The organism is Streptomyces sp. HUAS TT11 (assembly GCF_051553595.1).
Classification (GTDB): domain Bacteria; phylum Actinomycetota; class Actinomycetes; order Streptomycetales; family Streptomycetaceae; genus Streptomyces.
This window is the reverse complement of sequence record NZ_CP196184.1, coordinates 5,725,322-5,745,609: the sequence shown is the minus strand read 5'-3', so window position 1 is coordinate 5,745,609 and position 20,288 is coordinate 5,725,322. Positions and strand designations below refer to the sequence as shown.

17 protein-coding genes and 1 tRNA gene are annotated in these 20,288 nt (G+C 71.2%); 7 read left to right on the top strand and 11 right to left on the bottom strand.

The window, feature by feature from the left end; translation table 11 throughout:
* Nucleotides 1-75: 75 nt before the first annotated feature.
* Nucleotides 76-603 (bottom strand): universal stress protein, encoded by a 528-nt coding sequence (locus ACSHXN_RS25710; RefSeq protein WP_355129281.1) that lies wholly within the window; start codon nucleotides 601-603, stop codon nucleotides 76-78.
* A gap of 396 nt (nucleotides 604-999) precedes the next feature.
* Between ACSHXN_RS25710 and ACSHXN_RS25705 the strand changes: the two genes are divergently transcribed.
* The 4 genes from ACSHXN_RS25705 (at nucleotide 1,000) to ACSHXN_RS25690 (ending at nucleotide 4,067) form a co-directional block, all read left to right on the top strand.
* The gene (locus ACSHXN_RS25705) at nucleotides 1,000-1,305 is read left to right on the top strand and encodes a hypothetical protein (protein ID WP_355129279.1); all 306 of its coding nucleotides are present in this window, start codon (nucleotides 1,000-1,002) and stop codon (nucleotides 1,303-1,305) included.
* Nucleotides 1,306-1,682: 377 nt separating this feature from the next.
* Complete coding sequence (locus tag ACSHXN_RS25700) at nucleotides 1,683-2,915, top strand: helix-turn-helix domain-containing protein (RefSeq protein ID WP_355129277.1); 1,233 nt, start codon at nucleotides 1,683-1,685, stop codon at nucleotides 2,913-2,915.
* Between the two features lie 351 nt (nucleotides 2,916-3,266).
* Nucleotides 3,267-3,869 carry an oligoribonuclease gene (orn, locus tag ACSHXN_RS25695; protein WP_355129275.1) on the top strand — a complete coding sequence of 201 codons (603 nt, stop codon included), beginning with the start codon at nucleotides 3,267-3,269 and terminating at the stop codon, nucleotides 3,867-3,869.
* Nucleotides 3,870-3,994: 125 nt separating this feature from the next.
* A tRNA-His gene (locus ACSHXN_RS25690) sits at nucleotides 3,995-4,067 on the top strand.
* A gap of 469 nt (nucleotides 4,068-4,536) precedes the next feature.
* On the opposite strand, the gene ACSHXN_RS25685 is transcribed toward ACSHXN_RS25690, so the two are convergent.
* From ACSHXN_RS25685 to ACSHXN_RS25665, 5 genes are all read right to left on the bottom strand, one after another.
* Nucleotides 4,537-5,592: a LacI family DNA-binding transcriptional regulator gene (locus ACSHXN_RS25685; protein ID WP_355129273.1), complete on the bottom strand. Its 1,056-nt coding sequence runs from the start codon at nucleotides 5,590-5,592 to the stop codon at nucleotides 4,537-4,539.
* Nucleotides 5,593-5,774: 182 nt separating this feature from the next.
* The gene (locus ACSHXN_RS25680) at nucleotides 5,775-7,238 is read right to left on the bottom strand and encodes a GH1 family beta-glucosidase (RefSeq protein ID WP_355129271.1); all 1,464 of its coding nucleotides are present in this window, start codon (nucleotides 7,236-7,238) and stop codon (nucleotides 5,775-5,777) included.
* Nucleotides 7,239-7,421: 183 nt separating this feature from the next.
* Nucleotides 7,422-8,342: a carbohydrate ABC transporter permease gene (locus tag ACSHXN_RS25675; RefSeq protein WP_059127667.1), complete on the bottom strand. Its 921-nt coding sequence runs from the start codon at nucleotides 8,340-8,342 to the stop codon at nucleotides 7,422-7,424.
* A 14-nt stretch (nucleotides 8,343-8,356) separates the two neighbouring features.
* A complete protein-coding gene (locus tag ACSHXN_RS25670) occupies nucleotides 8,357-9,355 on the bottom strand; it encodes a carbohydrate ABC transporter permease (RefSeq protein ID WP_355129269.1) in 999 nt (332 codons plus the stop codon).
* A gap of 409 nt (nucleotides 9,356-9,764) precedes the next feature.
* A complete protein-coding gene (locus ACSHXN_RS25665; RefSeq protein WP_355129268.1) occupies nucleotides 9,765-11,087 on the bottom strand; it encodes an ABC transporter substrate-binding protein in 1,323 nt (440 codons plus the stop codon).
* Between the two features lie 494 nt (nucleotides 11,088-11,581).
* On the opposite strand from ACSHXN_RS25665, the gene ACSHXN_RS25660 reads away from it, so the two are divergent.
* Both ACSHXN_RS25660 and ACSHXN_RS25655 read left to right on the top strand, forming a co-directional pair.
* Entirely contained in the window at nucleotides 11,582-12,625 is a 1,044-nt protein-coding gene (locus ACSHXN_RS25660; RefSeq protein WP_355129266.1) for a LacI family DNA-binding transcriptional regulator, read from the top strand.
* Nucleotides 12,626-12,784: 159 nt separating this feature from the next.
* Nucleotides 12,785-14,212: a GH1 family beta-glucosidase gene (locus ACSHXN_RS25655; RefSeq protein WP_356291678.1), complete on the top strand. Its 1,428-nt coding sequence runs from the start codon at nucleotides 12,785-12,787 to the stop codon at nucleotides 14,210-14,212.
* A 61-nt stretch (nucleotides 14,213-14,273) separates the two neighbouring features.
* Here the strand turns inward: ACSHXN_RS25655 and ACSHXN_RS25650 are convergent, their stop codons facing one another.
* The 3 genes from ACSHXN_RS25650 to ACSHXN_RS25640 form a co-directional block, all read right to left on the bottom strand.
* Complete coding sequence (locus tag ACSHXN_RS25650) at nucleotides 14,274-15,743, bottom strand: glycoside hydrolase family 18 protein (protein WP_438303771.1); 1,470 nt, start codon at nucleotides 15,741-15,743, stop codon at nucleotides 14,274-14,276.
* A gap of 110 nt (nucleotides 15,744-15,853) precedes the next feature.
* A complete protein-coding gene (locus ACSHXN_RS25645; RefSeq protein ID WP_438303770.1) occupies nucleotides 15,854-17,245 on the bottom strand; it encodes a sensor histidine kinase in 1,392 nt (463 codons plus the stop codon).
* Complete coding sequence (locus ACSHXN_RS25640) at nucleotides 17,242-17,940, bottom strand: response regulator transcription factor (RefSeq protein ID WP_355129260.1); 699 nt, start codon at nucleotides 17,938-17,940, stop codon at nucleotides 17,242-17,244. The genes ACSHXN_RS25645 and ACSHXN_RS25640 overlap by 4 nt, the downstream gene beginning before the upstream one ends.
* A 165-nt stretch (nucleotides 17,941-18,105) precedes the next feature.
* Between ACSHXN_RS25640 and ACSHXN_RS25635 the strand changes: the two genes are divergently transcribed.
* Nucleotides 18,106-18,633: a hypothetical protein gene (locus ACSHXN_RS25635; RefSeq protein WP_355129258.1), complete on the top strand. Its 528-nt coding sequence runs from the start codon at nucleotides 18,106-18,108 to the stop codon at nucleotides 18,631-18,633.
* Between the two features lie 15 nt (nucleotides 18,634-18,648).
* Here ACSHXN_RS25635 and ACSHXN_RS25630 read toward each other — a convergent pair whose 3' ends face one another.
* Entirely contained in the window at nucleotides 18,649-19,515 is an 867-nt protein-coding gene (locus ACSHXN_RS25630; RefSeq protein ID WP_355129256.1) for a spermidine synthase, read from the bottom strand.
* 83 nt (nucleotides 19,516-19,598) lie between these two features.
* Entirely contained in the window at nucleotides 19,599-19,979 is a 381-nt protein-coding gene (locus ACSHXN_RS25625; RefSeq protein WP_355129377.1) for a hypothetical protein, read from the bottom strand.
* Nucleotides 19,980-20,288 lie beyond the last annotated feature (309 nt).

Genomic DNA, 20,288 nt, shown 5'->3' with positions numbered 1-20,288 from the left:
GACAACGCCCGGGTTGCGACAGCGCCTGCCGAGGGCACCCCAAGGTGCCCTCGGGGAGGGCCTGCTGAAGAAGTGTCAGGGAATGACGATCACGGGGCGCTTGGCGCGCTTGGCGAGGCGTCCGGCCACCGAGCCGAAGATCCTGCCGACTATGCCGTGCGTGGAGCCGACGACGATCGCGTCCGCCTCGTACTCCCGCCCCACTTCCTCGAGTTCGTGGCAGATGTCGCCCCCGCGCTCCACCAGGATCCACGGAACCTCGGCAAGGTGCTCCGCACAGGCGAGTTCCAGCCCGAGCACCTCGGTGCGGTGGTCCGGCACGTCGACGAAGACCGGGGGTTCACAGCCGGCCCACACGGTGGTGGGCAGCCGGTTGGCCACGTGGACGATGATCAGGCCCGAACCGGAGCGGCGGGCCATGCCGATGGCGTACGCGAGGGCGCGCTCGCTGGACGTCGAGCCGTCGAAGCCGACCACCACACCGTGTTTGAACGCGGGGTCGCAGGACGTGCGCGGTTCTTCCGCCGCCAAGGGCTCGGCCGCCGTGGGATCGGCGACGGGGCGCTTGCGGTCCGCGGGATCGAAGAATTCTTGACCGGCCATGGGTGTCTCGGCGTTGTGATCCTCGTGGGTGGGACGACAGTGAGCAGCGGAGCTGTGTCCGGGAATCATCTTCCCAACCCCATACCCCCAAGGGTACGGCGGCACGCCTCCTTAGCCCAGATCCCGCGCACACCCCGGCTCTCTGCTCCGCTCGAACCGGGAGACCCCCTTCGCGGGGTTCCAGGGAGCATGCACGAGGGGGCACCCGTAACGCAATGGCTGCTGCCCCGTACAGGCGGTTTGCCCGGGGTTCACTCAGGAACCGGAACGGCTCGGCACAGGGCGCCGCCCGGTGCCGTACGCCGGAGCGCGGAGCCGTGTCCGGCGGAATCCGGCAGTGACCCGCCGGGCGGGGACGCGTTGATTCCGGTGACCCACCGCTTTAGGGAGCACGTCGTGTCCGCACCCCGCACCGCCCGGAAGCACCCCGCGCCGGACAGGGCGAGCGATGTGGTCCGCTGGGCGGCCTTCTGCTGTGTCCTGGTCCCCGTGGTGCTCGTCTGGTACGGCATCTCGACGGCCGCGGCGATCAGCGCGGCGCTGGGCCTGACGGCCGTCACCTCGGCGTGTCGCGCGCTGCTGCGGCAGTCGGAGCGCGGCGCGGCGCAGTTGAGGGCCGAGGCACGCGCACCGCACGGCGGGACCGGAACGGGGGCGCACAGGGGCGGGCGTCACACTGGGGAAAGCACTCCGGTCGACTGACCGGTTTCCGCGCACGCCCCCGCTTCTTTTCAGCCAACTTCTCGACCCTGCGCATGGGAGCGTCGAACACCCCGCCACCCCCCGTTCGACCTGCACCGAAAGGGTCACCGAAGGCGCACGCACCCTATGCGGATTGGCCACCGAGGCGAGGCGCACTTCCCTGCACGGCCCACGAGTGCAACGCTTCGTGATCGAATGCTTCACGCCAAGTTGCCATGTCGACAATGTGCCGGATGGTGAACTGGTCACGCCGGCACCACGGGACACAGTAGATTCGATCATGACTGTCTACGGCGGGGGACTCGTGCAGGACCGAGGGGAAACGTGCAGGAACGACGCAACCGAGGAGCCGCGACCACCGAGGGGGGCTTAGCAGGATGAGCCACGACTCCACTGCCGCGCCGGATGCCGCGGCTCGGAAACTGTCCGGGCGACGGCGCAAGGAGATCGTCGCGGTGCTGCTGTTCAGCGGCGGCCCCATCTTCGAGAGTTCCATACCGCTGTCGGTGTTCGGGATTGACCGCCAGGACGCCGGAGTGCCGCGCTACCGACTGCTGGTGGCGAGTGGCGAGGAAGGCCCGCTGCGGACCACAGGGGGCCTGGAACTCACCGCGCCGTACGGCCTCGAGGCGATCTCGCGGGCGGGCACCGTCGTCGTGCCGGCCTGGCGGTCGATCACCTCACCGCCACCGGAGGAGGCGCTGGACGCACTGCGCCGCGCCCACGAGGAAGGCGCCCGCATCGTCGGGCTGTGCACCGGCGCCTTCGTCCTGGCCGCCGCCGGACTGCTGGACGGCCGCCCGGCCACCACACATTGGATGTACGCGCCGACGCTGGCCAAGCGCTATCCGTCGGTGCACGTCGATCCGCGCGAACTGTTCGTGGACGACGGGGACGTACTGACGTCCGCGGGCACTGCGGCGGGCATCGACCTCTGCCTCCACATCGTGCGCACGGACCACGGCAACGAGGCGGCCGGCGCGCTCGCCCGGCGCCTGGTGGTCCCGCCGCGCCGCAGCGGCGGTCAGGAGCGCTACCTCGACAGGTCTTTACCCGAGGAGATCGGCGCCGACCCGCTCGCGGAGGTCGTCGCCTGGGCCCTGGAACACCTCCACGAACAGTTCGACGTGGAGACGCTGGCGGCACGCGCGTACATGAGCCGGCGCACGTTCGACCGACGCTTCCGCTCACTCACGGGCAGCGCACCGTTGCAGTGGCTGATCACCCAGCGAGTGCTCCAGGCACAGCGGCTCCTGGAGACCTCGGACTACTCGGTCGACGAGGTCGCCGGGCGCTGCGGCTTCCGCTCACCGGTCGCGCTGCGCGGGCACTTCCGGCGCCAGCTCGGCTCGTCGCCCGCCGCGTACCGGGCCGCGTACCGGGCGCGCCGCCCGCAGGGCGACCGTCCCGGGGACACGGACGGCATCGGAGGAACGGCGTCACCGCAGGCCCCGCAGGAGGCAGCCCCGGTGCCGATGCAGACCCGCCGCACGGCGGCCGCGAGCGCGCTCGGCCCCTCCGCATCGCTCTCCACGGACAACGGCAAGCACGTCCCGGAGCTGTACGCGGCGAGCCGCGGCGGCCTGCCCGGCCAGCGCAGCACGCACTGACGCCGCGGTGCCGCCGGGCACGGGCGGGAGCCGGGACGGCCGTACAGGCCACCGGATCCCGCTCGGCCCGCGTACGTCCTGAAAGATCCCCGGGACCGTACGTCGTGTGACGCGTCCCACGCCGGCCGGCTCGGGCGCCTTCCGCCGCGCCGCCGGCCCGGCTGCCTTCGGGGCGGACCGTGCAGGCTTTCCGGCCGCCCCGCGGGCTCTCGGCCGGCCCACCGGCCCGCGGACCGGGTGGGCCGGCAGCGAGGACCGCCCGGCTCCCGTACCCGCGCCGGACCGCGCCCGGCCGCATTCCCGCATGCAGGAGCGGTCCGCACGGCCCGGCAGGGCCATAAGGTGGGACACATGAACGATCGCATGGTGTGGATCGACTGCGAGATGACCGGACTCTCGCTGTCCGACGACGCGCTCATCGAGGTGGCCGCGCTGGTCACCGACTCCGAGCTGAACGTACTCGGCGAGGGGGTGGACATCGTGATCCGGCCGCCGGACGCGGCGCTGGAGACGATGCCGGAGGTGGTGCGTCAGATGCACACCTCCTCGGGACTGCTCGAGGAACTGGCGGCCGGCACGACGCTCGCCGACGCCGAGGAGCAGGTCCTCGCGTATGTGAGGGAGCACGTCAAGGAACCCGGCAAGGCCCCGCTGTGCGGCAACTCCGTCGGCACCGACCGCGGCTTTCTGACCCGCGACATGGCGACGCTGGAGGGCTACCTCCACTACCGGATCGTGGACGTCAGCTCGGTCAAGGAGCTGGCGCGCCGCTGGTATCCGCGCGCGTACTTCAACAGTCCCGAGAAGAACGGGAACCACCGGGCACTGGCCGACATCCGCGAGTCCATCGCGGAGTTGCGCTACTACCGGGAGGCGATCTTCGTGCCGCAGCCGGGCCCCGATTCGGACACGGCCCGCTCGATCGCGGCCCGTCATGTGCTGCCCGCCCGGTAGGGGTTTCCCCGTGGCCCTGACGAGACCCTGACGGACCTCGGAGAAACGCAGGCGCGAGCACCCCTTCGGACCCTGTACACTTTTTCTCGGCCGGTGGGGGAACCACTTGAAGAACACCGGTCATGGTGGGTGTAGCTCAGATGGTAGAGCACCTGGTTGTGGTCCAGGATGTCGCGGGTTCGAGTCCCGTCACTCACCCTTCGAAGTCGGTCGGTGACCCGTGGGAGCGGGTCACCGACCGGTTGCGTTTCCGGCGCTGTCCGCTCCCCTCCCGGTGCCGATGACGTAGAAGCGGTTGCAGTCCGGGTCCGCCGGCACCACGAAGCCTGGGTCCTCGGGACACCGGCCCCACTCCGTGCGCCGCGCCCCGGGCCCGACGAGCGCCGAACCCCCGCGGCCCGGTCGACCGCGTCGGCGGCGTGGGGTCGGTCGGAATGCACACGCGGATCTCCTGGAAGGGCGTCGCACTCGGCCGGCGCGACAGCCCGGACCGGATCTCCCTCCCCGGGGCGGCACGACCACCGGCCGATCGTCCTCGGTCCCGTCCCGCGGCACACCGCACGACCGGCATGCCCGGGCACGACGGATCACCTGACCGGTACGGCCCGATCGTCGCGGCCCCGCCCGCCGCACCGCGGCGAACTCCCGTACACCGCCGCGTCCTTGCTCAGGAGGACGCGCGCACCACCAGCTCCGTCGGCAGGACCACCTGACGGGGGGCCGGGCCCCGCGAGGCCGACGAGCCGGCGGCCGCTATCTCGTCCTGCAGCAGGTCGATCATCGCGCGGCCCATCTCCTCGATCGGCTGGCGCACGCTCGTCAGGGGCGGATCCATGTGGCGGGCTATCGCCGAGTCGTCGTAGCCCACCAGGGCCACGTCGTCCGGGATGCGCCGGCCCGCCTCGCGCAGCACCTGACGGGCACCCGCCGCCATCACGTCCGACTCCGCGAACACCGCGTCCACGTCGGGGCGGCGGGCGAGGAGTTCCGTCATGGCGCGGCGGCCGCCCTCCTCCGTGAAGTCACCGGGCAGGATCAGCCCCTCGTCCACCTCCCGCCCCGCCTCCCGCAGGGCGTCACGGTAGCCGTCGATGCGTCGCTGCGCGCCGTAGACGTCGAGGCGGCCGATGATGGTGGCGATCCGGGCACGGCCGCGGTCGATCAGGTGCTCCACGGCCGAGCGGCCGCCGCCGTAGTTGTCGGAGTCCACCGAGGGCAGCGCCTCGTGCTCCGAGCGCGGGCCGCTGATCACGGCCGGGATGTCCAACTGCGCCAGGAGGTCGGGCAGCGGGTCGTGGGCGTGCACCGAGACCAGCAGAACGCCGTCGACCCGGTGGGCCGCCAGGTACTGGGCCAGTCTTCGGCGTTCACGGTCGCTGCCCGCGAAAATCAGCAGCAGCTGCATCTCGGTGTCCGACAGTTCGGCACCCACGCCGCGCAGCATGTCCGAGAAGTACGGTTCGGCGAAGAAACGGGTCTCCGACTCAGGGACGACGAGGGCGATCGCGTCCGTACGGTTGGCCGCGAGGGCGCGGGCAGCCGTGTTGGGGACGTAGCCCAGTTCCGCGACGGCCGCTTCGACGGCCGCCCGCGTCGTGTCGCTGACCCGGGGCGAGCCGTTGATCACCCGGGAGACCGTGCCCCGGCCGACACCGGCGCGTGCGGCGACCTCCTCCAGCGTCGGCCGTCGACCGTTCCGTCCCCGCCCTGCGTTGACTGCCATGGTCTCCGCCTCCCGTTCGCAGCCGCCAGGCCAGGATCGTGCTCGCGGCCGTTCGGCCAGGAATGTAACAGTCTCCGTCCTGACGCCCCCGCTCCCATCATCCTCCGCCGGCGGGGACTCCCGGCCGTGGGGCACTGGTGAGGGGCGCCGCCACTGAGTGGTGGCGCCCCTCGGCCGGGCGATCAGCCGTTGTTCTGCTCGTCGACGGCGGGCAGCGCGTTCCTCCGGATCACGTCCGCGTACCAGTGGGCGCTCGCCTTGGGGATGCGGCGCTGCGTCGAGTAGTCGACGTAGACCGTGCCGAAGCGCTTCGAGTAGCCGTAGGACCACTCGAAGTTGTCCAGCAGGGACCACAGGAAGTAGCCGCGGACGTCCGCCCCGTCGGCGATGGCCCTGCGCACCGCGTCCAGATGGGCGTGGAGGTAGGCGATCCGCTGCGGGTCGTTCACCACACCCTCGGGCGAGATGTAGTCGTCGAAGGCGGCACCGTTCTCCGTGACCATCAGCGGCAGTTGCGGGTGCGACTTCGCGAGGTCGGTCAGCAGGGTGTGCAGGCCGCTGGGGTCGATGGCCCAGTTCATCGCCGTGAGGTTGTCGTTGGCGAGGTGGAAGGCGACGTGGTCGGAGCCGGTCCACGGCGAGTGGTCGCTGGCGCCGTGCCCGTCGTTCTTGGTGGCGCCGACGCCGCCGGCCGCCAGCGAGACCACGGTCGGCGAGTAGTAGTTGACGCCGAGCACGTCGATGGGACGGGAGATCTCCGCCAGGTCGCCGTCGTGCACCAGGCTGCCCCAGTCGACGATGCGCGCGGTGTCCTCGAGCAGGTCCTCGGGATACGCCCCGTCGAGGATGGGGCCGGTGAAGACCCGGTTGCCGACCGCGTCGATACGACGGGCGGCCTCGGCGTCGTCGGCGCTGTCGGTGAGCGGGCGCACCTGATGCAGGTTGAGGGTGATGGAGGTCTGCGCGGACGCGGGCAGAACCGCGCGCAGCGCCCCGATCGCCTGACCGTGGGCCAGGTTGAGGTGGTGGGCGGCGCGCAGGGTGGCCGCCGGGTCGGTCCGGCCGGGCGCATGCACACCGGAGCCGTAGCCGAGGAACGCCGAGCACCACGGCTCGTTGAGGGTCGTCCACACCCCGATCCGGTCACCGAGGGTCCGGGCCATGATGTCGGCGTACTCGGCGAAACGGTATGCGGTGTCGCGGTGCGGCCAGCCGCCCGCGTCCTCCAACTCCTGCGGCAGGTCCCAGTGGTAGAGGGTGGCGACGGGGGTGACGCCCGCCTCCAGCAGTTCGTCGGTGAGCCGGCGGTAGAAGTCCAGGCCACGCTCGACGGCGGGTCCGCGCCCGGTGGGCTGCACCCGGGACCAGGAGATGGAGAAACGGTACGCCTTGAGGCCGAGGTCCTTCATCAGCGCCACGTCGTCGCGGTAGCGGTGGTAGTGGTCGGCGGCGATGTCCCCGGTGTCCCCGTTGCGGACCCTTCCGGGGGTGTGGCTGTAGGTGTCCCAGATGGACGGGGTGCGGCCGTCCTCGGAGGCGGCACCCTCCACCTGGTAGGCGGCGGTGGCGGCGCCCCAGATGAAGCCCTGGGGGAAGGAGGTGGCCGGAGCCGACAAGGGGGTCGCCTCGGGTCGTACGGCGGTCATCGTGAGAACGCTCCCAAAGTATCGGGGGAAAAGGCCGGACAGTGGTCCGGCGGGAGGAGGATGCGGGCCGGGCGCGGGCCGGGCCCGTCCGGTGGAGCCCGCGTGCGGGGCGGGCCCTGCCGGACGGCGGATGACGGGGCAGGCGCGGGCTACTGCCGGGGCGCCGGCCCGGCGTGGACGGTGTCAGCCCTTCACGGCGCCCGCCATGATGCCCCCGACGATCTGCTTGCCGAAGATCACGAACACCAGCAGCAACGGCAGTGTGCTGATCAGGGCTCCGGCCATGACGATGCTCTGGTCGGGGGTGTAGGAGGCACTGAGCTGGCCGAGGGCCACCTGGATGGTGGGGTTCTCCTGGTTCAGGGCCAGGAAGGGCCAGAAGAAGTCGTTCCACGCCTGCACGAACGTGAGCATGCCCAGCACCATCATCGCGGGCCGGGCCACGGGGAGGACGACGTTCCAGACGATCCTGATGTTGCTCGCACCGTCCACCTTGGCCGCCTCGATGAGTTCGTACGGCAGGGCCTCCAAGAGGTACTGCCGCATGAAGAAGACGCCGAAGGCACCGACGAGGGTCGGGAAGATCACCGACTCCAGCTTTCCGCCCCACCCGATGTCCGACATCATCATGAAGAGCGGAACGACGCTGAGCTGCGGCGGAATGGTCAGCGTGGCGATGACGGCGGTCATCAGGGCACCGCGCCCGCGGAAGCGCATCTTGGCGAAGGCGTAGCCCGCGAGGGTGCAGAAGAACAGCGTCGCCGCCGTGATGCAGCCGGACACGATGATGCTGTTGACGATGGCCTTCCCCAGGTGCGCCTGTTCCCAGGCCGACTGGAGGTTGCTCCACAGACGGCCGCCCGGCACGAGCGGCGGTGGGGTGTCGAGGACCCGCTGCTGGTCATGCGAGGCGGCCACCAGCGTCCAGTACAGGGGGAAGAGCGAACCCAGGCCGACGATGACGAGGGCCGCGTAGGTGAGCGGGCCGCCCTTGAGCTGCTGGCCGGCGCCGAGCTTGAAACGGCTGCGGCCCGTGCCCTCGGTCCGGGGCTGTCCTGCCGGGAGGAGGGTCGGTGCGGTCTTGGTGGGACTGGTCGTGGTCATCGATTTCGCTCCCGTCACGCCGCGCTCTTGCGCACGAACCGGCTGACGATCCAGTTGATCAGGGCGATGAGCAGCAGCAGGACGAGCATCGCCCAGGCCACGGCCGCGGCCGGACCCAGGTGCCCCAGCTTCCAGCCGTAGTTGAAGAGGTAGATGCTGAGCGTCTCGTACTGGTGCTCGTTGCCACCGATCGAGCCGAGGGTTCCGCCCTGCAGCAGCAGCGGCTCACCGAAGAGCTGCATGGAACCGATGGTGGAGATGACGATCGTGAAGAGGATCGTCGGCCGCAGCGAGGGAATGGTCACCTTGCGGAACTGCTGCCAGCGCGTCGCCCCGTCGATCGAGGCCGCCTCGTACAGATCGGTCGGCACGGCCTGCATGGCCGCGAGATAGATCAGCGCGTTGTAGCCGGTCCAGCGCCAGATCACGATGATGGAGATGGCGATCTTGGACGTCCACTCCCCGTTGCCCCAGTCGATGTTGCTGAACCCGACGAAGTGCAGCACCCAGTTGAGCAGGCCGCCGTCGGCCCGGAAGACCAGGGCGAACACCAGGGCCGCGGTCGCCACCGAGGTGGCGTACGGGGTGAGGATCACCGTCCGCCAGAAGGTGCTTGCGCGCAGCTTGTAGTTGAGGAGATGGGCGAGGCCCAGCGCGACGAGCAGCTGCGGGACGGTCGAGATGACGCCGATCACAAAGGTGTTGGCGACGGCCGTCCAGAACTCGGAATCCTGGAGGATCTTGGCGAAGTTGTCCCAGCCGACCCACTCGGACTGGCTGAGGCTCGTCATCTCCACCCGGTGCAGGGCGATCCAGCCGGTGTAGAGGAGCGGATAGAGCCCGAAGGCGCCGAAGATGAGGAAGAAGGGGGCGATGTACGCGTAGGGGGAGGCCACGTCGTCGAAGCGCCAGAGCCGGCTGCGCCACGATCGCCGGTCGCTTCCGTTCGACGCGGCGCCGGAGCCGCCGGGCGGCGGGCTGTAGGCGCCCCGGGTGGGGGTTGTTGTTGCCACGGAGGAAGTCCTTCTCTGGGGGTTCGGCCGGGTACGGGGCCGCAGACGCGTCCAGGGCCGGGCGCCGGTACCGACGCGCCTGAAGCACGTCGGTTCGGGCACCGGCCCGCTGCACGCCCTGGCCTTGAGGTCCGTGCGGTGCGGACCCGGCCGCCGGATGCCCGGCCCTGTGGCTCAGGTGCCGGGCCCGATCGCGCTGCCGGACGTGCACCGGCGGGCAGAGGGACCACGTGGCGCGTCCGGCACGGCACCAGGGGCCGCGCCGGCGGGCGCCGCGACGCTCTCCACCCGTACGGAGCCGGACGCTCGGCCGGACACGGATCGGACCCTTCCTGCCGTGGGGTCCGCCGGACCGACTTCGCGGCCGGGCCGGTGCGGGCGGCCGTGGAGCCGCCCGCACCGGCGAGCGTCAGCCGATCGCCTTGTCGATCGTGTCGGTCGCGGCCTTCCACGCGTCGGCGGGCTTGGTGCCCCGCTGCTCCATGTTGTTGATCTGCGTGGAGATCGTGTCCTTGATCACGCCGTCCTTCGGGCCGAGCACCGCCTCGGGGATGGTCTTGGCCTCCTCGGCGTAGATCTGCCCGATGGGGGCGTCGCTGAAGTAGGCGAGCTTGGCGTCCTTCACGTCGGGGAGCTCGTAGGCGCCCTGGTTCGACGGGAAGATGCCGGCCGCCTTGAACACGGCGGCCTGCTGCTCGGCGGCCGTCAGCCACTTCACCAGGTCGGTGGCCTCCTTGACGTGCTTGCCGCTCTTGGGGACGGCCAGGAACGAGCCACCCCAGTTGGCCGCGGTCGAACCGGGCGCGCGGGAGATGTCCCACTTGCCCTTGTAGGCGTCACCGGAGTTGTTCGAGATCTGGTTGGCCATCCACGCGGGGCACGCCACCGTGGCCACGGAGCCCTTGCGCAGCGCCGCCGTCCAGGCGTCGGTGAACTGCGGCAGGCCCTGGCTCAGCTTCTTCGAGGCGGCCTCGGCGGCCAGGTTCCAGCCCTGCTGAACGGCCGGGCTGTCCTTGTAGATCGGCTTGCCGTCGGCGTCGTAGTACTGCTTGGCGTCCGAGCTGACGACCGCGTTGTACATGGCGCTCGCGGAGTCCATGAAGTAGGTCCCGGAGGGCGCCTTCTTCTTGTACTGCTCACCGAGCTTGAGGTAGTCCTCCCAGCCGCCCGCGACGGCCTTGGCGACGGCCTCGCGGTCGGTCGGCAGACCGGCCTTCTCGAAGAGGTCCTTGCGGTAGCACAGCGACATCGGGCCGATGTCGGTGCCCGCACCGATGACCGCGCCGTCCTTCGTGGTGGCCTGCTTCTCCTTCCAGGACACCCAGTCGCTCACGTTGATCGACTTGCTCAGGTCGCTGAACTTGTCGGCCTGGGTGTCGACGACCTCCTTGATGCGGCCGACCTCGATGCCCGTGACGTCCGCCAGACCGCTGCCCGTGTTCAGCTGCTGAAGGAGCTTCGGGTAGTAGTCCTGCTCGTTGGCGGTGGTCTCTTCCTTCACCGTGATGTTCGGGTGGAGCTTGTGGTACTGAGCGAACAGATCGGCTTCCTTGTAGCCGAACTGCCCGAAGTCGGCCACGGTGAGGGTGATCTTGCCGTCGGAGCCGGAGGCGTCCGAATCGCCGTCGTCGCTGCTGCAGCCCGTGAGCAGCAGGGCCGAGGCCGCCAGGACCGAGGTGGTCAGGACCGCCGCTCTGCGGCCGCGACCGCCGCCGGTGCCAGTTATGCGCATTCCACTACTCCTTGTTCCAGTGGGGGAACGGACCTCAGGATTCGGACCGCCAGCGGTCGACGGTCCGGACCTGCCCCTCTCGGTTCGAGCAGCGGCCAGCCCACAGCACGGGCGTGCAGTGCGAAGATGCTGGTCAACGGTGTGCCATGCGAGGTAGAGGGAAAGGCCATCGGTGCTTCGGGGCCGCGCGAGACGGCCCCCGGGGCTACCCGTGGGACCGCTCCCACGCGGCATGCCGGAAGACTCCTTCCTGGCGGGCCATGTGTCAAGACTTGAAAACAGCGTTGTTGCGCGAGCGTGTCCCGTACGTCACGTGAACGTGTCGCGCCGCGGGCCGCTCAGTGTCGAGGTGCCCGCCGTACTGTTGGGGAATCGGCGCAGGTCACGGATGGAATGCAGGCATGCAGGAGCAGGGCCGACCGGTCCGTGGAAGCGATCGCCGAAAATTCCGGGTCACAATGAAGCACCCCTTACAGAACGCCGGAAGGTGAACAATGAGTTCTGCCGCACAGCCGCCTGAGGCCGCCCGCGACAGGCGCCCGACGCTGGACGCCGTGGCCGCTCGCGCCGGCGTCGGCCGCGGCACGGTCTCGCGGGTGATCAACGGCTCCCCCAAGGTGAGCGCCCACTCCCGGGCGGCGGTGGAGCAGGCGATCGCCGAACTCGGCTACGTTCCCAACCGCGCCGCCCGTTCCCTGGTCACCCGCCGCACGGACTCGGTCGCCCTGGTCGTCCCCGAGTCCGAGACCCGGCTCTTCTCCGAGCCGTACTTCTCGGCGATCATCCGGGGCGTGTCCTCCGGGCTCTCGGGCGCCGGGATGCAGTTGCTGCTGGTGCTGGTGCGCGACGAGAGCGAGCGCGCGCGGCTCGCCACGTACCTGACCGAGCAGCGGGTGGACGGCGTGCTGATGGTGGCCGTCCACCGCGACGACACGCTTCCGGACCTGCTGGACGAACTGGCGATTCCGACCGTGCTGGCGGGACGGCGCGGCCATCCGGAGCCGCTGGGACACGTCCGCGCGGACAACGGAGGCGGCGCCCGGGCCGCGGTCCGGCACCTGCTGGAGGGGAACCGGCGGACCATCGCCACCATCACGGGGCCGTTGGACATGGATGTCGCCCGGGCCCGTCTCGACGGCTACCGGGAGGCCCTGCAGACGGCGGGCATCACCGTCGACGAGGAGTTGATCGCGGTCGGCGACTTCACGGAGGAGGGCGGACGGGCCGCCATGCGGGAGCTGCTGCGCCGGCGCCCCCACCTCGACGCCGTCTTCGCCGCCTCCGACGTGACGGCCTCGGGTGCCGTGCTCGAACTGCGTGCGGCGGGGCGGCGGGTGCCCGACGACGTCGCCGTCATCGGCTTCGACGACTCGATCGTGGCCCGGCACACCGATCCCCCGCTGACCAGCGTGCGCCAGCCCATCGAGGAGATGGGCCGCACCATGGCGCGCCTTCTGCTCGAGGAGATCGCCCAGCGGGGCAAGGGCCACCGGGAGGTCGTCCTGCCGACGGAACTGGTGGTCCGGAAGTCCGCCTGACCGGCACCGCACACCGGGCGGACCCGGCGGCGGGACTCGGCCGCAGTGCGGTACCGGCGGCGGGCGCACGCCCCGCACGGACTTTCCACCGCGTACCCTCTTCCGAATGGGAGCGCTCCCATGCACAATGGGGTCAGCCGACCCAGGAGAGCCCCCACGATGACCGTGTCCGCGCCGCAGGTGACGTTTCCCCGCGCCTTCCTGTGGGGGGCCGCCACGTCGGCGTACCAGATCGAGGGCGCGGTGCGGGAGATCGGCCGCACCCCCTCCATCTGGGACACCTTCAGCCACACCCCGGGCAAGACGGTCGGCGGCGAGACCGGTGACATAGCCGTCGACCACTACCACCGCTACCGCGACGACGTCGCGCTCATGGCCGAACTCGGCCTGGGGGCCTACCGCTTCTCGGTCTCGTGGTCGCGGGTGCAGCCGACCGGCCGGGGGCCCGTGGTCCAGCGGGGTCTGGACTTCTACCGCCGCCTCGTCGACGAGCTGCTCACGCACGGCATCAGGCCGACCATCACGCTCTACCACTGGGACCTGCCGCAGGACCTGGAGAACGCGGGCGGCTGGCCGCAGCGTGAGACCGCCTTCCGGTTCGCCGAGTACGCGCGGCTGGTGGGTGAGGCGCTGGGCGACCGTGTCGAGCAGTGGATCACTCTGAACGAGCCCTGGTGCAGCGCGTTCCTGGGCTACGGCGCCGGGGTGCACGCTCCGGGCCGCACCGACGCGGCGGCGTCACTGCGGGCGGCCCACCATCTGAACCTGGCCCATGGCCTCGGTGCGTCCGCGCTCCGGTCCGTGATGCCGGCCCGCAACACCGTGGCGGTGAGCCTCAACTCGTGCCCGGTGCGGACGGTGTCACAGGATCCGGCGGACCTGGCGGCCGGGCGGAAGATCGACGATCTGGCCAACGGCGTCTTCCACGGCCCGATGCTGCACGGGGCCTACCCGGAAACCCTGCTCACGGCGACGTCGTCGCTCACGGACTGGTCGTACGTCCAGGGCGGCGATCTTGCGACGATCAACCAGCCGCTGGACGCGCTGGGCCTCAACTACTACACCCCGACCCTCGTGTCGGCCGCGACGCAGCCGGCCACGGGCCGTCCGCGGCCGGGCGGTCACGGCAGGGCCGCGGGCACACCCTGGCCGGGCGCTGAGGACGTGGCCTTCCATGAGAGCCCCGGCGAGCGCACGGAGATGGGCTGGGCGATCGACCCGGCCGGCCTGCACGAGCTGATCATGCGGTACAACCGCGAGGTGCCCGGCCTGCCGCTCTACGTGACGGAGAACGGCGCGGCCTACGACGACAAGCCCGACCCCGACGGGCGCGTGCACGACCCGCAGCGGATCGCGTACCTGCACAGCCATCTGTCGGAGATCCGCCGTGCCATCGCGGACGGCGCCAATGTGCGTGGCTACTACCTGTGGTCCCTGCTCGACAACTTCGAATGGGCGCACGGCTACAGCAAGCGGTTCGGGGTCGTCTATGTGGACTACACGACGCTTGCCCGGCAGCCGAAGTCGAGCGCGCACTGGTACTCCCTGGCGGCCCGCACCGGAAAGCTGCCGCCGCCGCAGGAGTGACCGCCGGGGACGCGGCGCGGGAGGGAGGTGCCGCGTCCCCGGCGGTCCGGTGCGCCGAGCCCTACTTGAAGGCGGCGAACGCCTTGGAGAAGGCGAACCTGTCCTGGACGACGGAGCTGCACGTCGGGTCGGCCGTGGGCTTGGCGCCGCCGTCGCACTGCTTGTCCCGCGTGGCCGACCACATCGACAGCCCGCCGAGGCCCTTGGACCGGGCGAAGTCCGCCAGCTGGGCGGCGTCCTCGACCTTGAAGATCTCCGACGACACGTCGTTGACGCCGATCATCGGGGTGACCGCGACCGTCTTCCAGGCCGCGCCGTCGGAGAGCCCCAGCACACTCTTGAGCTGAGCCTGGGTGGCGGTGGCGGCCTGGGTGGCGTAGGTGCCCATGTCACCGCTGTACGCGGCTCCGTAGTCCATCGCCATGATGTTCACGGTGGAGATCTTCACGCCGTTGGCCCTGGCGTCGGCCACGAGGTTCACGCCGTCCTGGGTCAGCCCCTCCGGCATGACGGGGAGGGTGAACGAGACGTCCAGACCCGGGTGCTGCTGCTGGAGCCTGGTGATGGCCTGGGCGCGGCGGGAGTTGGCGGCCGTGTTCGGCAGCGCGCCGCCCTCCACGTCGAAGTCGACCTTGGTCAGCTTGTACGCGTCCACGACCTTCCCGTACGCCGCCGCGAGCGCGTCCGCCGAGGAGCAGCCCGTGGCCAGTTCCGATCCAAAGGCGCCGCCGAAGGAAACACGGACGTCGCCGCCCCTGGCGCGCAGGGCGCCTGTCTGCGCGGCCACCGCGTCGCTGCCGATGGCGGTGACACCGCCCCACTTGGGGGTGCAACCGCCGCCGTCGGTGACGAAGGCCAGGTTGTAGTTCTTCACGCCGGTCGCGTCGGCGGCGGCGATCAGGTCGAAGGCCGGGTAGAGGGAGGTGTCGACGTACGGTGCGAAGCCGGCGCTCGTGCTCGTCCCGGAGCCGGGGGTCCCGGAGGCGGTGGGTGACGGCGTGCCGGTCGGGGTCGGTGTCCCGGTGGGGATCGGCGTCCCGGTCGGCGTCGCGGTGGGGGTCGCCGACTGGGTAGGACGCCCGCTGGGCTCCGGCGTCGCTCCGTCGTCGGCGGAGCACCTGGCGCCGTCGATCAGGCAGCCCGTCGGGTTCCCGGAGCCGGTCACGACGAAGCCGACGGTCGCAGATTCGCCGGCCGCCAGCCCGTCCTTGTCCCAGGACGGCGGCTTCACGGTGACGTGCTGCCCGCTGACCGTCGACGTGCCGTTCCACAGCGAGCTGAGTTTCGCACCGGCCGGCAGATCGAACCGGAGCGTCCAGTCGTCCTTGGTCCGGTCGCCGTCGTTCGAGACGACGTACTGCGCGGTGTATCCCGTGGACCAGTCGCTGGTCCTGGTGTAGGCGGCACCGACTCCGGCGGCATGCGCGGTGCCGGTGACCAGAAGCGCTCCGCCGCCCACGACAAGGGCGGCGACGACCCCGCCGATCGCCTTGTTCCTGCCGCTGACCCTGCGCCGGTGCGTACTGCTCATCGCGTGCCTGCCTTCGCTGCTCACGGGGGGTGGGATGCGGCAGCACGCTAGCGAGCCGGAATCGCACAAATCAGATCATCCGGACGGCACCCGGGGATCTTAGGGTGCGCTTAAGGAAGGGATCGGGGCCGGTTAAAGGCAGAGACCAAGGCGCGTCTGCGGCGCACTCGGTGCCCGCGCCGCACCGGTGCCCGCCCGTCGAGCTGGAACCAGATGCGCACTTCCGTGCCGCCCAGCACGGACGAGCCGATCCGCACATCTCCGCCGGTCGACTCGGCGAGCCGCCGCACGATGTCCAGACCGAGGCCGGTGGATCCGGCGCTGCCCGAGCCACGGCCCCGGGCCATCGCGGCCTGCGGATCCAGGATGCCGGGCCCCGCGTCGGACACCAGCACGATCACCGCGTCCTCGCCGTTGTGCACGTCGACGGCGAACGCCGTGCCCTCCGGAGTGTGCCGGAAGACGTTCCCGAGCAGCGCGTCGAGCGCGGCCGCGAGGTCCGCCCGGGCCACGGGTGTGCGCACGGGCCGGTCGACCCCCGCCACCCGCCACTTGCGGCCCTCGTCCTCGGCGAGCGCCGACCAGAACTCCATACGCTCGCGCACCACTTCGGCCGCGTCGCACCCGGCGCCCGGACCCGCCGCCGCGGTCTGCGGCTTGGCCTCCCGTGCCGTACGGATGATCGTGTCGACCTCGCGCTCGAGTTGCGCCACCGCCGCCCGCGTCTGCTCGGCGGCCGGGCCGTCGCCGAGCGAGGCCGCGTTCAGCCGCAGCACCGTCAGCGGAGTGCGCAGACGGTGGGAGAGATCGGCCGCCAGCTCACGCTCGTTGGCGAGCAGTTGGACGACCTGGTCGGCCATCGAGTTGAACGCGACGGCCGCAAGGCGCAGTTCGGTCGGCCCCTCCTCCGGCACCCGGGCCGCGAGTCGCCCCTCCCCCAGCTCGTGAGCGCCCTCGACCAGGCGCTGGGCGGGCTGCACCATCCGCACTCCGAGCCGGTCGGCGACCGCCACCGAGCCGACGACGAGGGCGACGCCGACCGCGGCAAGCACCGCCCAGGCCGTGGCGACGCCGTTCGACACCTCGGACTCCGGGACGTACACCTCGACGACGGCGATGTCGCCGGAGCTCAGCGCGGTGGGCTGGAGGAGCGCCGAGCCGCCCGGGACCTCCGCCATGGACGCCCGGCCCAGCCGGCGCATGGTCGCGATGTCCTTGGCCGGCGCGCGACCGGACCCGATGTCGACGGCCTTCGTGCCCTCGCCCGCCGGAATGTGCACGGCCATCGCATCGCCGGGACCCGCCGAGGCGACCACCTTCTCCAACTCGTCCCGGTCGGTGGTGATGGACAGGGCGGGCGCGATCGCCGCGGCCTCCCGCTCCGCGTTCGAGAAGGCGCGGTCGCGTGCCATCTCCTTGATGACGAGCCCGAGCGGAACGGCGAAGGCCACCACGACCATGGTGGTCACCGCCACACAGACCTTGACCAGCGCCCACCTCACGACAACGGCTCCGTCCTCGGTGGTTCCAGCTTCACGCCCACTCCCCGCAGGGTGTGCAGATAACGCGGCCTCGCCGCCGTCTCACCCAGCTTCCGCCTCAGCCAGGAGAGATGGACGTCGATGGTCTGGTCGTCCCCGTACGACTGCTGCCACACCTCGGCGAGCAGCTCCCGGCGCGGCACGACGACGCCGGGCCGGCCGGCGAGAAAGGCGAGCAGGTCGAACTCGCGTCGGGTCAGTTCGAGTTGCGCACCGTCCAGTTCCGCGAGGCGGCGCAGCGGGTCGATCGCGAGGCCGCCGACCCGGATGACGGACGGCGGCGCGGCCTCGGCGACGCGGGTACGGCGCAGGACCGCCGCGATCCGTGCGGACAGGTGCTCGACCGAGAAGGGTTTGGTCAAGTAGTCGTCCGCGCCCGCGTTGAGCAGGCGGACGATCTCCGCCTCGTCGTCGCGGGCGGTGGCGATGATGACCGGCACGTCCGTGATGCCGCGCAGCATCTTCAGCGCCTCCGACCCGTCCAGGTCGGGCAGTCCGAGGTCGAGGATCACGACGTCGAACGGAAGATGGGCGACCTCGCGCAGCGCCTCCAGTGCGGTGCCGACACTGCGCACGGTGTGCCCGGCCTCCGTCAGGTGCCTGATGAGCGCCGAGCGTACGAACTGGTCGTCCTCGACCACGAGCACACGTGCCATGGGCGGCACCGTACGCCATACGGGGACGACGATCCCCCCGGTCGGGCGAAGCCGGCGGGGCGACGACCGTGGTAAGGGGACCGGCCGCCCGGGCCCCGCGGGGACGGCCGGAACTGTGTGCGACCCGTGAGACACCGGTGGGGCGCGTGGGGCAGTATGGCGGGGATGGTCAAGGGATTCGTACACGTGCTGGCGTGGTCGGTCGCCACGGGCGCGGCGGTCACGTTGTCGTGGTGGGGCGTCCATACGGTGATGGCCGGGACCGCCTACGATCCGCCGCGCGCGCTGCCCATCACGGCGGGCGACGCGACCACGCAGCGCGCGAAGCCGGCGGCGTCGCCGGCGGAACGCCCCGAGTCGTCCCCGAGCACGAGCCGCGGGCCCGCCTCGAGCCGGGCGCCCACCCCGGTGAGGACAGCCGGCGCGCGTCCGAGTCCCGCTCCCACGACGTCCTCGTCGCCCTCCGGGTACGGCCGGGTGAAGAGTTACGACACCGACGGCGGCCGCGCGGTCTTCGACCTGGGCAGCACATCGGCGTCGTTGGTGTCGGCCACGCCGGGGCCCGGTTGGTCGATGCAGGTGTGGAAGACCGAGTCCTGGATCAGGGTGGAGTTCGCCTCGGGCGTGAACCGGGTGTCGGTGTTCTGCACGTGGCACGACGGTCCGCCGCACGTGGAGATCGGCAACTACTGAGGGCCGGGGCCCGGATCAGCGGAAGACGGACGGCGGCGGCGCGGGTGACGCCACGGCCGCCGCGTCCGTGACCGCCGCGGCGCCCCCGGTGAAGTCGGTGAGTGCTTTGCCGTGCTCGACGCGTGCCGGGTGCGGGTCCGAGGCGGCACGGCGGGTCAGTTCGGCGACCGGAAGCGGATGGGCGGAGGCCACGAGCACCGCGTTCCCGAAGCGTTTGCCGCGCAGTACCGCGGGGTCGGCGATCAGGGCGAGTTCGGGGAAGACGGCCGCGGCGGTGGAGATCTGGCCGCGCAGATGGGCGAGCGGTGGCCCGTCGGCAAGGTTGGCCGCGTACCGGCCGCCGTCGTTCAGCACCCTGCGTACATCGGTGAGGAACTCGACCGACGTCAGGTGCGCGGGCGTGCGTGCTCCGCTGAACACATCCACGATGACCAGGTCCGCCCAGCCGTCCGGCACCTTGGCGAGCCCTTCCCGGGCGTCCGTGGAGCGCACCCGTATACGGGCGTTCGGATCCAGGGGCAGAGCGCGCCGCACGAGTCGGACGAGCGCCGCGTCGCGCTCGACGACCTGCTGGGTGGAGCGGGGCCGGGTGGCGGCGGTGTAGCGGGCGAGGGTGAAGGCGCCGCCGCCGAGGTGCACGGCGTGCACCGGACGGCCGGGCGGAGCGGTCAGGTCGATGACATGACCGAGGCGGCGCTGATACTCGAACGCGAGGTAGGACGGGTCGTCGAGGTCGACGTGCGACTGGGGTGCGCCGTCGATGAGGAGGGTCCAGGCGCGCACCCGCTCCCGGTCGGGTATCAGCTGGGCGAGCCCGCCCTCGACCGTCTCGACGACGGCCTCCGCGGCCTGCCCGCGCCGCGCATTCCGTGACCTGCCCATTCAGCCATTATCGAGGGGAAGGCGATGGCCGGCCCACCGGCGGTGTGCTGGGCGCTCGGCCGACGCGGACCGTCACCACCCGCTCACCGACAGCTGTCGGCTGCCTCGAGCGTGCGCGCCGCTTCCCCGAGGGCCTCGCGCAGCACGGTGGGGTCCGTGGCCAGTTCGGCGTCGCCCGGAGGCAGTAGCCAGCCCGTGCCCTCGACCGGAGGGACCGGAGCGGCCTGGCCGGCGCCGCGCCCCTGAGTCTGTGTGCACGTGCTGCCGGGCACGTCCCAGGCGTCCGCGGTACCGGGGGGGACCAGGAAACCCAGGGTGTCGCAGCCGTCGTCGTGAATGACGGGCCCGACGCAGTCGCCCGCGCCTCGACGCAGGATGTCGACGGCCTCGAGTCCTTGCCGGGCCGGCACGGTCACGAGGTCCGGGGCCTGCTGCGGCGGTGCGCTGCACTCCCGGGTCGGCATGTGCCGCGCGGTCGACTGCGACGTACGGAAATCGGTGCTCTGCGTGCTCTGCATCCCGGCCTCCATGGCGGAACCCCTCCTCGACGCGTGAGTTGGGTCGGGAGTTCGGGGGGCTCCCGGTCCATCGGGTTAAACGCTCCGGAACGTCAACGGCAACGGGCAGAACGCCGCCGCAAAGGATGGCAGTTCATGGCAGATCGCGCATGAGATATCCGGTTTGTAGGCAAACCTCGCGTGACGGCTCTCGCGGGACGGGTACGTTCGTGCACCGCCGGACGCAGAGAACAACTGGCACCACGCGGGCAAGTC

Bases quoted from the DNA above. Each gene is read 5' to 3' on its own strand.
- ACSHXN_RS25710 (WP_355129281.1), bottom strand. From the start codon at position 603: ATGGCCGGTCAAGAATTCTTCGATCCCGCGGACCGCAAGCGCCCCGTC.
- ACSHXN_RS25700 (WP_355129277.1), top strand. From the start codon at position 1,683: ATGAGCCACGACTCCACTGCCGCGCCGGATGCCGCGGCTCGGAAACTG.
- orn (WP_355129275.1), top strand. From the start codon at position 3,267: ATGAACGATCGCATGGTGTGGATCGACTGCGAGATGACCGGACTCTCG.
- ACSHXN_RS25685 (WP_355129273.1), bottom strand. From the start codon at position 5,592: ATGGCAGTCAACGCAGGGCGGGGACGGAACGGTCGACGGCCGACGCTG.
- ACSHXN_RS25680 (WP_355129271.1), bottom strand. From the start codon at position 7,238: ATGACCGCCGTACGACCCGAGGCGACCCCCTTGTCGGCTCCGGCCACC.
- ACSHXN_RS25675 (WP_059127667.1), bottom strand. From the start codon at position 8,342: ATGACCACGACCAGTCCCACCAAGACCGCACCGACCCTCCTCCCGGCA.
- ACSHXN_RS25665 (WP_355129268.1), bottom strand. From the start codon at position 11,087: ATGCGCATAACTGGCACCGGCGGCGGTCGCGGCCGCAGAGCGGCGGTC.
- ACSHXN_RS25660 (WP_355129266.1), top strand. From the start codon at position 11,582: ATGAGTTCTGCCGCACAGCCGCCTGAGGCCGCCCGCGACAGGCGCCCG.
- ACSHXN_RS25655 (WP_356291678.1), top strand. From the start codon at position 12,785: ATGACCGTGTCCGCGCCGCAGGTGACGTTTCCCCGCGCCTTCCTGTGG.
- ACSHXN_RS25650 (WP_438303771.1), bottom strand. From the start codon at position 15,743: ATGAGCAGTACGCACCGGCGCAGGGTCAGCGGCAGGAACAAGGCGATC.
- ACSHXN_RS25640 (WP_355129260.1), bottom strand. From the start codon at position 17,940: ATGGCACGTGTGCTCGTGGTCGAGGACGACCAGTTCGTACGCTCGGCG.
- ACSHXN_RS25635 (WP_355129258.1), top strand. From the start codon at position 18,106: ATGGTCAAGGGATTCGTACACGTGCTGGCGTGGTCGGTCGCCACGGGC.
- ACSHXN_RS25630 (WP_355129256.1), bottom strand. From the start codon at position 19,515: ATGGGCAGGTCACGGAATGCGCGGCGCGGGCAGGCCGCGGAGGCCGTC.
- ACSHXN_RS25625 (WP_355129377.1), bottom strand. From the start codon at position 19,979: ATGCCGACCCGGGAGTGCAGCGCACCGCCGCAGCAGGCCCCGGACCTC.